General features: G+C 61.6%; 4 protein-coding genes. 3 read left to right on the top strand and 1 reads right to left on the bottom strand.

Annotated elements, in window-relative coordinates:
- A partial coding sequence (locus FFS12_RS19980; RefSeq protein WP_171011925.1) for a retention module-containing protein occupies positions 1 to 875 on the bottom strand: 875 nt, incomplete at its 3' end.
- Positions 876 to 1,196: 321 nt separating this feature from the next.
- On the opposite strand from FFS12_RS19980, the gene FFS12_RS19470 reads away from it, so the two are divergent.
- The 3 genes from FFS12_RS19470 to FFS12_RS19460 are packed head-to-tail and all read left to right on the top strand — an operon-like array spanning position 1,197 to position 6,100.
- A complete protein-coding gene (locus FFS12_RS19470) occupies positions 1,197 to 2,546 on the top strand; it encodes a TolC family outer membrane protein (RefSeq protein WP_137889350.1) in 1,350 nt (449 codons plus the stop codon).
- A gap of 34 nt (positions 2,547 to 2,580) precedes the next feature.
- Positions 2,581 to 4,737, top strand: coding sequence for a type I secretion system permease/ATPase (locus tag FFS12_RS19465; RefSeq protein WP_137889348.1), 2,157 nt, complete (start codon positions 2,581 to 2,583; stop codon positions 4,735 to 4,737).
- Positions 4,738 to 4,744: 7 nt separating this feature from the next.
- Complete coding sequence (locus FFS12_RS19460) at positions 4,745 to 6,100, top strand: HlyD family type I secretion periplasmic adaptor subunit (protein ID WP_137889352.1); 1,356 nt, start codon at positions 4,745 to 4,747, stop codon at positions 6,098 to 6,100.
- The last annotated feature ends 1 nt before the right edge of the window (position 6,101 follow it).

The following is a 6,101-nucleotide window of genomic DNA, read 5'->3' as shown; positions in this document are numbered from 1 at the left end:
CTGGTGATCGGGTCGACGCTGAGGCTGGCCGTGGCCGTGGTGTCGACGCCGTGGCTCGAGGTGGCGGTGGCGCTGAACGGGTTGCCGGCGCCATCGCTGCCGCTGACGCTGACGTCGAAGCTGGTGTCGGCGGCCAGGTCGCTGCCGGCCACCGCGATGCTGAAGCCCAGCACGCCGCCACCGAGGTCGATGACCGCGCCGCTGTAGGCGCTGCCGTTGACGCTGAAGGTCACGCTGTCGCCGAGGGCGGCATCGCCGCCGACGGTGCCGCTGACGTTGACGTTGCTGGCGGCTTCGCTGGCATTGAGCAGGTCGTCGCTGGTGATCGGGTCGACGCTGAGGCTGGCCGTGGCGCCGGTGTCGAGGATGACGGTGGCGTTGTTGTCCTGCGTACCAGTGCTGAGTTCTTCGTCCAGAGCAGCAGCGGAGAAGTCCAGCCCTTGCGTGGCAAAGCCGATGCTTGGGTCAAGGCGTTCAGCGGTTTCGGCCAGTTGAATGAAGCCGTGGCCGCCGCTCGTACCACCACCATCGGATAAGCCAGCAGTTGCGCTGGGGCCTGCGGCCGATGAGTCGAGTGCTTCGGTGGGGTCAACGCCGGCGGCGATGGCTTGTTGCAGCTCGTCGACAGTCTCGCCCTCTGCGTTGCCTTCTTCGTTCTTCGGCTCTTCGGCCGAGGCTTGCCACTGGCTGTCACGGCCCAGGTCGATGATGCGGCCGTCAGCCAGTACCAGGGAGACCATGCCCGCGGAGCCGGTGATGATCTGGTCGCCTTTGAATAGGCGATCACCTTCGATGAGCAGGCGTTGAATACCTTCCGGGGAAAGCGCGAAGACCTGGGCAACAACGCTTTTGACGATGGCAATAACACTGCTCATGGACGACTCTCCTTGGTCTGACGGTCAGCTGGCTTCCACGCAGTTGTAGGGCAGTAGCAGTGCCTATGCAGGGGATGCGCAAATAAAGTTGTAGGCGATAAAATGACGCCAAATAATTGGCTTATTGTTTTTGGCTATTAAGTTTATGCCAAAGTATTGACCAATCTATCCTCATCCTAAACAATCCGCACGGTCTTGTCACTTTGACATTGATGCCTGCTCGCACAGCGTTTTGCGAGGGGGTTGAGGGGCGTTTCGCTTCCCGGCCGTCGCAGCATCTCCCTATAAATGGACGCTTTTTGCCAGAAGGATGCGAATAACATGCGTATGCGTTTTTTTGCGGTTCTACCCCTTGCTCTCGCTGTCAGTCTCTCGACCCACGCCCAGAGCTTGTCTGAGGCAATGCAGCATGCGCTAGACGTTCATCCGGAGGTGCAGGCCGGTGTGAATAGCCGCTTGTCTGCCGATGCCCAGCTGAAAGCGGCGAAGGGCGGCTATCTGCCGTCGGTCGATCTGCTCGGTGGTATTGGCCGTGAAGGCACGGATAATCCGTCGACGCGGGGTGCTGGCAATCATTGGGAAACCTTGACGCGCAGCGAGTCGAGCCTGCGTTTGCAGCAGATGGTTTTCGATGGTTTTGCTACTTCAAACGAAGTCGGTCGTCAGCAGGCGACGGTGAACTCCCGCGCTTATGAGCTGTTGGGTACTTCCGAGCGCACGGCGCTGAGCGTGGCACAGGTTTATCTGGACGTGCTGACGCGTGAAGACTTGGTGCGCCTGGCTGAAGATAACCTGCGCAGCCATGAACGGATCTACGATCAGATCAGCCTGCGCACCTCCCGTGGGGTGGGGCGCCTAGCTGACCTTGACCAGGCGGAAGCGCGTCTGGCGCAAGCGCGCAATAACCTGATTACCGAGCAAACCAACCTGGCGGACGCGCAAACCAACTACTTCAGTGCCGTCGGCCAAGAGGCTGCCGAGCTGACTCGCCCACAAGGCTTGCTTGGCCAGTTGCCGGAGAACCTCGGTCAGGCCCGTCAGCAGATGCTGGAGAACAGCCCGATTCTGAGTTCGGCGGAGTCGGACATCGTTGCCGCCGAGAAGCAGTACGAGGCGGCGAAGTCGACCTTCTACCCGCGCTTCGACGCCGAGTTGGCGCGTTCGGCGGATAACAACCTGGATGGCCAGGCTGGGCACGTCAACGATTGGCAGGCCATGCTGCGCATGCGCTACAACCTGTTTGCCGGCGGTAGCAACAAGGCGGACCTGCAATCGAAGTCCTACCAGGCCAATCAGGCCCTGGATATTCGCAACAATGCCTTGCGCGTACTCAATGAAGAGTTGGGCCTGGCCTGGAATGCGTTGAACAATGCCCGCGCGCAGCTACCCATCGCCCAGCAGTACGTGGATTACAGCGGCAATGTGCGTACGGCCTATCAGAAGCAGTTCAGCCTCGGTGAGCGCACTCTGCTCGATCTGCTGGACAGTGAAAATGAGTTGTTCACTGCGCAGCGTCGTCTGGCCGAGGTCAAATTTACTGAACTGTTTACTCAGTACCGGATCAAGGCGACCATGGGCGAGTTGCTCAAGAGTCAGGGAGTGGTCGCGCCACTGGCCTCCGTCGTGCAAGACGACGTGAAGCCACAGGTGAGTCTGCCTGGTTTGAATTGAGTGGTTTGCCGCCTAAGAAAAAGAGTGCCCCAGCGTGGAATCAGAAGTTAGTCGAGTTCAGCTCAGCCATGATCCACGCGGGCAGCATGACGATCCTTTATTGGACGGTCTGCTTTCGCTCTGCGCCTTGCATCAGAAGTCTGCCAGTCGGGCGATGCTGACTACTGGACTGCCCTTGCCGGCACAGCGCCTGAGTGCCGAGCTGTTGCCGCGTGCGGCAGCCCGGGCTGGCTTGCAGGGGCGTCTGTTGCAGCGCCGCCTGGAGCAAATTCCAGCGATGGCGATGCCGGCATTGCTGCTGCTCAAAGACGGCCGCAGCGCTGTGCTGATTGGCTGGGAGGCTGACGGCAAGGCGCGTTTGCTGCTTAGCGAGAGCGATGGTGGCGAGGTGCGGGTCGAGCCGCAGCTACTGGCCGAGGATTACAGCGGCCAGGTGTTCTTCGCTCAGCCGCAGCACAAGTTCGATGTCAATCACGGCACCCTGATCCCACGCACCCGCTCCTGGTTCCGCGATACCTTGAAGCGCTCGCGCTGGCTGTATGCCGACGCCATCGCCGCCAGTGTACTGATCAACGTGATCGCCTTGGCGGCGCCGCTGTTCGTCATGAACGTCTATGACCGCGTGGTGCCCAACCAGGCCGCGGCGACACTCTGGGTGTTGGCCATCGGTATCTCCGGCGCCTACCTGTTCGATCTGTTGCTCAAGTCGATGCGCGGCCTGTGCCTGGACTTGGCCGGCAAGAAGACCGACCTGATCATCTCCGCCACGCTGTTCGAACGCATCGTCGGCATGACCATGCGGTTTCGCCCGGCGCGGGTCGGCAGTTTCGCGCAGAACATCCATGAATTTCAGACGCTGCGCGACTTTCTCGCCTCGCTGACCCTGACCAGCCTGATCGACCTGCCGTTCACCTTGCTGGTGTTGTTGGTAATCGCGCTGCTGGGCGGGCATCTGGTGTGGATTCCGGTGCTGGCGTTCCCGATCGCCGTGCTGATCGGCTGGGCGCTGCAAAAGCCGTTGGCCGAGACCATGGAACGGACCATGGCGCTGTCGGCGGAGCGGCAGTCGAGCCTGATCGAGACGCTGGCCGGGCTGGATGCGGTCAAGGTCAACAACGCCGAAAGCGAGCGCCAGTATCAGTGGGAGCAGACCATCGGCACCCTCAGCCGGTTGGAGTTGCGTGCGCGCATGCTGTCCAGTCTGGCGCTGAACATCACCCAGTTGATTCAGCAATTGGCCGGGGTGGTGATGATAGTGTTTGGCGTCTACCTGATCATCGATGGCAACCTGAGCATGGGTGGTTTGATTGCCTGCTACATGCTCAACGGCCGCGCCCTCGGCCCGCTGACGCAGCTGTCCGGGCTGCTCACGCGCTATCAACAGGCGCGAGTGACCATGGATTCGGTCGACCAGATGATGGAGCTGCCCCAGGAGCGCCATGAAGATGAGCGGCCGCTGACCCGCCAGACCCTGCAAGGCGCCATCGAGTGCCGGCAGTTGGATTTCAGCTACCCGAACCAACAGAACCCGGCGCTGAAAGGCCTCAACCTGGTCATTCGCCCGGGCGAGAAGGTCGGCATCATCGGCCGCAGCGGCTCGGGTAAGAGCTCCCTGGCCAAGCTGCTGGTCGGGCTCTATCAGGCCGATGCCGGCAGCCTGCTGGTGGATGGCGTGGACATTCGCCAACTGGATGTCAGCGAGTTGCGCCACAACATCGGCTACGTGCCGCAGGACATCCAGTTGCTCAGCGGTACGCTGCGCGACAATGTGGTCTCCGGCGCGCGTTACGTCGAGGACGAGTTGGTGCTGCAGGCGGCTGAGTTGGCCGGCGTGCATGAGTTCGCCCGGCTGCATCCGCAGGGCTATGAGTTGCAGGTGGGCGAGCGGGGGCAGCAATTGTCCGGCGGCCAGCGGCAAAACGTCGCCCTGGCCCGCGCGCTGTTGCTCAATCCGCCGATCCTGTTACTCGATGAGCCGACCAGCTCCATGGATAACACCGGCGAGGAGCGCCTGAAACAGCGCCTGGCCGCGCTGCTGGCGAATAAGACCTTGGTGCTGGTCACGCACCGGGCCTCGATGCTGTCGCTGGTCGACCGCCTGATCATCATCGACAAAGGCCTGATCATCGCCGACGGCCCGAAAGCCTCGGTCATGGACGCGCTGAAGAAGGGGCAAATCAGTGTCGCGTAAGTTGTGGATGGGACAATTCCGGCAAAGCTTGCGTGGCTATTTCAACGGCTCGGACTCGCTGAGCGGGCAACCGCTGCCGGAGGTCAGCAAGGCGCTGGTGGAGGATGCGCCGCGGGTGGTGCGGCTGACCATCTGGACGCTGATCGGCTTCTTCGTGTTTCTGCTGCTGTGGGCCAACTTTGCGGTGATCGATGAGGTTACCCGGGGCGATGGCAAGGCGATTCCGTCCTCCAAGCTGCAAAAAATTCAGAACCTCGAAGGCGGCATAGTCGCCGAGCTGTTCGTTCGCGAGGGCCAGATCGTCAAGATCGGTGACCCGCTGCTGCGCCTGGATGACACCCGCTTCGCCTCGAATGTCGGCGAGACCGAGGCCGATCGGCTGGCCTTGCTGCTGCGGGTCGAGCGCTTGAATGCCGAGGTCGAGGGTCGTCCGCTGAATGTGCCGCAGAGCGTGCTGAGTTTGGCTCCCGGCCTGGCGGCGAGCGAGCAGTCGCTGTATGAGAGCCGTCGCCAACAGTTGCAGGACGAGGTGGCCGGACTGCAAGAGCAACTGATCCAGCGTCAGCAGGAGTTGCGCGAGTTTGCTTCCAAGCAGGCGCAGTACCGCAACAGCCTGAATCTGCTGCGACAGGAAATTCAGATGTCCGAGCCATTAGTCGCCGAAGGCGCGATCTCCCAGGTCGAAGTGCTGCGGCTCAAGCGCGCCGAGGTGGAGAACCGTGGCCAATTGGAGGCCACCGGCCTGGCGATTCCACGGGCCGAGTCGGCGATCAAGGAAGTCGAGCGCAAGATCGACGAGACTCGCGGGCGTTTTCGCAGTGAGGCGCTGACCCAGTTGAACGAAACCCGCACCGATCTGAGCAAGATCGAGGCGACCGGTAAGGCGCTCGAGGATCGCGTCAGCCGTACCCTGGTCACCTCGCCGGTGCGTGGTATCGTTAAGCAGTTGCTGGTCAACACCATCGGCGGCGTGATCCAGCCCGGTAGCGATTTGGTGGAAATCGTGCCCTTGGACGACACCTTGTTGGTCGAGGCGCGCATTCGCCCGCAGGACATCGCCTTCCTCCATCCGGGGCAGGAGGCGGTGGTCAAGTTCAGCGCCTATGACTACACCATCTACGGTGGGCTGAAGGCCAAGCTGGAGCAGATCGGTGCCGACACCATCACCGATGAGGAGGGCAACAGTTTCTACCTGATCAAGCTGCGCACCGATAAGAGCCACCTGGGTTCGGAGGAGCAGCCGCTGCTGATCATTCCGGGGATGGTCGCCTCGGTGGACATCATCACCGGCAAGAAGAGCATTCTCAGCTACCTGCTCAAGCCGATCATTCGTGCCCGTGCCGAGGCGTTGCGAGAACGTTGAG

It is taken from the genome of Pseudomonas sp. 2FE, assembly GCF_005503735.1.
Classification (GTDB): domain Bacteria; phylum Pseudomonadota; class Gammaproteobacteria; order Pseudomonadales; family Pseudomonadaceae; genus Aquipseudomonas.
This window is presented reverse-complemented; position numbering and strand designations above follow the sequence as displayed.